The 3,634-nt window shown below is 74.8% G+C and carries 5 protein-coding genes; 1 reads left to right on the top strand and 4 read right to left on the bottom strand.

Annotation, left to right across the window (positions count from 1 at the left end):
* Positions 1-108 precede the first annotated feature (108 nt).
* Both VF468_12695 and VF468_12690 read right to left on the bottom strand, forming a co-directional pair.
* Positions 109-846, bottom strand: a complete 738-nt coding sequence (locus tag VF468_12695) for a ferredoxin reductase (protein ID HEX5879153.1) — start codon at positions 844-846, stop codon at positions 109-111.
* Positions 834-1,451 (bottom strand): sulfite oxidase-like oxidoreductase, encoded by a 618-nt coding sequence (locus tag VF468_12690; protein HEX5879152.1) that lies wholly within the window; start codon positions 1,449-1,451, stop codon positions 834-836. Before VF468_12690 ends, VF468_12695 begins: the two co-directional genes overlap by 13 nt.
* Positions 1,452-1,502: 51 nt before the next feature.
* Between VF468_12690 and VF468_12685 the strand changes: the two genes are divergently transcribed.
* Positions 1,503-2,180: a PhzF family phenazine biosynthesis protein gene (locus tag VF468_12685; GenBank protein HEX5879151.1), complete on the top strand. Its 678-nt coding sequence runs from the start codon at positions 1,503-1,505 to the stop codon at positions 2,178-2,180.
* Here the strand turns inward: VF468_12685 and VF468_12680 are convergent.
* Both VF468_12680 and VF468_12675 read right to left on the bottom strand, forming a co-directional pair.
* A complete protein-coding gene (locus VF468_12680; GenBank protein ID HEX5879150.1) occupies positions 2,168-3,187 on the bottom strand; it encodes a YihY/virulence factor BrkB family protein in 1,020 nt (339 codons plus the stop codon). The two genes, VF468_12685 and VF468_12680, sit on opposite strands and share 13 nt — an antisense overlap.
* A 99-nt stretch (positions 3,188-3,286) precedes the next feature.
* Positions 3,287-3,634, bottom strand: a 348-nt coding sequence (locus VF468_12675; protein ID HEX5879149.1) for a transposase, incomplete at its 5' end; no start/stop codon positions are given.

Raw genomic sequence — 3,634 nt, 5'->3', positions numbered from 1 at the left:
CGCAGCCGGCGCAGCCCCCCCACTCCACCGTCATGTCGAACCCGAACAGCTCGGCCAGCATCCCGGCGACGGCGTTGCCGTCCAGGCGAAGGTCGGTCTCGTCCATGGTCATGGCACCCCCGTTGGTCCGAACCGTTCCGTCTTGACCCGGGCCGGGTCGTGGCCGAGCGCGACCAGGTGGCCGGCCACGGCCTCGACCAGCCGGGTCGGGCCGCAGACGTAGGCCAGCGGGCGCTCCCCGGGCCGCCAGCCCACCTCCTCCAGCATGACCGCGTCGATGCGCCGGCCATAGCCGGACCAGCCGGGCGGCTGGGCCCTGGTCAGGGCGTGGGTGACGGTCAGCCCGTCGCCGGCGGCGGCCAGCCGCTCCAGCTCCTCGCGGAAGATCACGTCCTCGAGGGTCCGGGAGGAGTACAGCAGGCGGGCCGGGAGCTGGCTGCCGGTGGCGGCCCGGTGGCGCAGCATGGCCATCAGCGGCACCACCCCCGACCCGCCGGCGACCAGCAGCAGCGGCCCGCCCCGCCCCGGCTCCCAGACGAAGTAGCCGCCGACCGGGCCGCGCAGCTCCAGCTGGTCGCCCTGGCGGAGCTCGCCGGCCAGATAGGGCGAGACCTCGCCGTCGTCCAGCCGCTCAACGGCCAGCTCGACCCGCTCGCCGCCGGGGGCCGAGGCGATCGAGTAGGCCCGCTCGGCCTGGTAGCCGTCCTCGGCGGTCAGGCGCACGTCGACGTGCTGGCCGGGCAGGTGCCCGTCCCACTCAGGTACCTCAAGGGCCAGGGTGACGACGCGGTCGGTCTCGGGCCTGACCTCGGCGACCGTGGCCAGCCGCCAGCTCAGTCGCCCCAATACCGCTCCTCCCGCCAGGGGTCGCCCCGGTTGTGGTAGCCGAGCGACTCCCAGAAGCCGGGGGCGTCGTGGTCGAGCAGGCGCAGCCCGGCCAGCCACTTGGCGCTCTTCCACAGGTACAGGTGGGGCACGAGCAGCCGCGCCGGGCCGCCGTGCTCGGGCGGCAGGGGGGCGCCCTCGTGCTCCCACACCACCCAGGCCTTGCCGCCGCGGACGTCGTCGAGGGGCAGGTTGGTGGTGTAGCCGCCGTAGCAGAAGGCGACGACGTGGCTGGCCGCGGGCAGCGGCTCGGCCGCGTCCAGGAGGGTGTCGACCGACACCCCGGCGAAGCCGGTGCCGAGCTTGCTCCAGCGGGTCACGCAGTGGATGTCGCCCGCGAAGCTGGACCGGGGCAGCGCCTGGACCTCCTCCCAGGTCCACTCCTGGGGCGTGGCCACCAGCCCCTCGACTTTGAGGCGCCATTCGGCCAGGTCGATCCGGGGGGTCGGCCCGGCGGTGAGCACCGGGAACCCGCGCTCGGCGTACTGGCCGGGCGGCAGCTTGGCCGCCTGCTCCGTCCCGGCGCGCCGGCGGCCCCTGAACCCTCGCGACACGAACCCGCCCACGTGCCACCTCCCTCCGCTGCGCATTTTCACCCGGATCGCTAGCCTACGGCCATGGCCGAGCTGCACGTGCTGCGGGTGTTCGTGGCTCCCGACGGGACCGGCGGGAACCCGCTGGGGGTGTTCCTGGCCGGCCCGGCCGTGCCCCAGGGCCGCCGCCAGCCGGTCGCCACCGACCTCGGCTTCAGCGAGACGGTGTTCGTCGACGACCCGGCCGCGGGCGGGGTGCGGATCTTCACCCCGGCGGCCGAGCTGCCGTTCGCCGGCCACCCGCTGGTCGGCACCAGCTGGCTGCTGGCCCGGGAGCGGACGGCGGTGGCGGTGCTGCGGCCTCCCGCCGGCGAGGTGCCCACCTTCCTCGACGGCGACGGGGTCACCTGGATCCGCGGCCGGGCCGAGTGGGCCCCGGAGATGGCCTTCCGCCAGCTGGCGGGGCCCGAGGAGGTGGAGGCGCTGGCCGGCGCCCCCGAGGACCTCGGCTTCGTCGACTGCTGGGCCTGGGAGGACGAGGCCGCCGGGCGGATCCGCTCCCGGGTGTTCGCCCCCAGCTACGGCATCGCCGAGGACGAGGCCACCGGCGCGGCCGCCGTCCGCCTGGTCAGCCAGCTGGGCCGGCCGGTGACGATCCGCCAGGGCGCCGGGTCGATCCTGCACGCCCGTCCTGGCCCCGGCGGCACGGCCGAGGTCGGCGGCGGGGTCGTGCTCGACGAGGTCCGCGACTACCGGGTCTGAGCCGGCGGTCCCCGCTCGGCCGGCCGCTCCCCCGCCGCCCCCGCGTCCTCGTCGCCGCCGAAGCTGACCTCGACCCGCTGGTCGGGCAGGCGCTCCTCCTGCCTGGCCAGGCCCTCGAGGGCGCGCTCGTCGGGACCGCCCAGAGGCGGCGGGGCCAGGCTGCGGGGCCACAGCTTGCGGGTCCGGACCACGTTCACCTCGGCCGCCAGCAGGGTCACCGTGGAGGCCAGGTAGAGCCACGACAGCAGGCCGATGACCAGCGCGAACGCGCCGTAGGTGGCGCTGGCCCGGCTGAGCTGGCGGTCCACGTACCAGCCGCCCAGCCACTGCAGCAGCGCCCAGGCCAGCGCGGCCAGCACCGCCCCGGGCAGCAGCGCCCGCAGCGACACGTTGCGGACCGTCAGCACCCGGAAGCCGACCAGGAACAGCAGCATGTTCACGGCGGTCGAGGCGGCTACCGCCGCCGGCCCCGACCAGGCCGTGTCGGCGGCGGCCGCGAACCCCGAGACGACGCTGGCCAGCAGCAGCCCGCCTCCGAGGATGACCAGCCAGGCCAGGCCGCGCAGGCGGCGCAGGAAGAAGTTCGGGTAGCGCCGCCGGGGCACGTTCCAGATGCCGTTCATGGCCGCCTGGGCGGCCTCGGCCACCCCCAGCCCGCCCCACAGGGCCAGGGCGGCCCCGACGGCCAGGGCCAGCCCGCTGCCCCGCAGCCGGCTCTGGCTCACGGTCCCGCTGATCTCGTCCCCGATCACCGGGAACTGGGCCACCGCCGAGTCGACGATCCGCTGGCCCAGGTCGGACTGGCCCTGGAGCACGAACCCGAGCACGGTCACGGCCACCAGCAGCAGCGGGAACAGCGAGAAGAACCCGTAGTAGGCCAGCAGCGCCGCCCGGTGCCCGGCCTGGTCCTCCCCGTACTTCTTGGCCACGGCCACCGGGAAGGCCACCCACCGGTGCCGCTGCTGCCAGTCGTCCACGACCTGGAGGAGGCGCTTCAGCTGTTCCATCGTCCTCCTTGTACCCACGCGATAACGTGATAGCCCCGACCTGACCTGACCGAGGAGCCGAGCGCGGTGACTGCTCTGCCGGCCGGAGCCGGCAGCTTCTCAAGCCGCGGAGGCTTGACCAGAGCCCAGCCCGGCCCTGGCTGCGATGTTGCGAGCTCCGTTGAGGTCGGCGTCCAGCTCGCCATGGGTGGGGCAGACGACGATCTCCTGCCGAGGCCGGCCACAACTGGCCCCGCAGGTGTGGCAGTCGATCGAGGTGAAGGCGGGGCTCACGAGGACCACTCGCCGTCCGGCGCGCTCAGCCTTGGCAACAAGAATGCTCGTGAACTGGCCCCAGCCGGCGTCCAGGATCGACCGGTTCAGCCCAGCCTTGGCGGCAACGTTACGGCCCGGATGCTCCACGCTGCCGGCGGCCGCAGCCGTCATGGCGGCCACACGGAGCTGTTC

Source organism: Actinomycetota bacterium, assembly GCA_036280995.1.
In the GTDB taxonomy this organism is placed as follows: domain Bacteria; phylum Actinomycetota; class CALGFH01; order CALGFH01; family CALGFH01; genus CALGFH01.
Note: the sequence above shows the minus strand (reverse complement) of the source record. Positions and strands in the feature narration are given on the sequence as shown.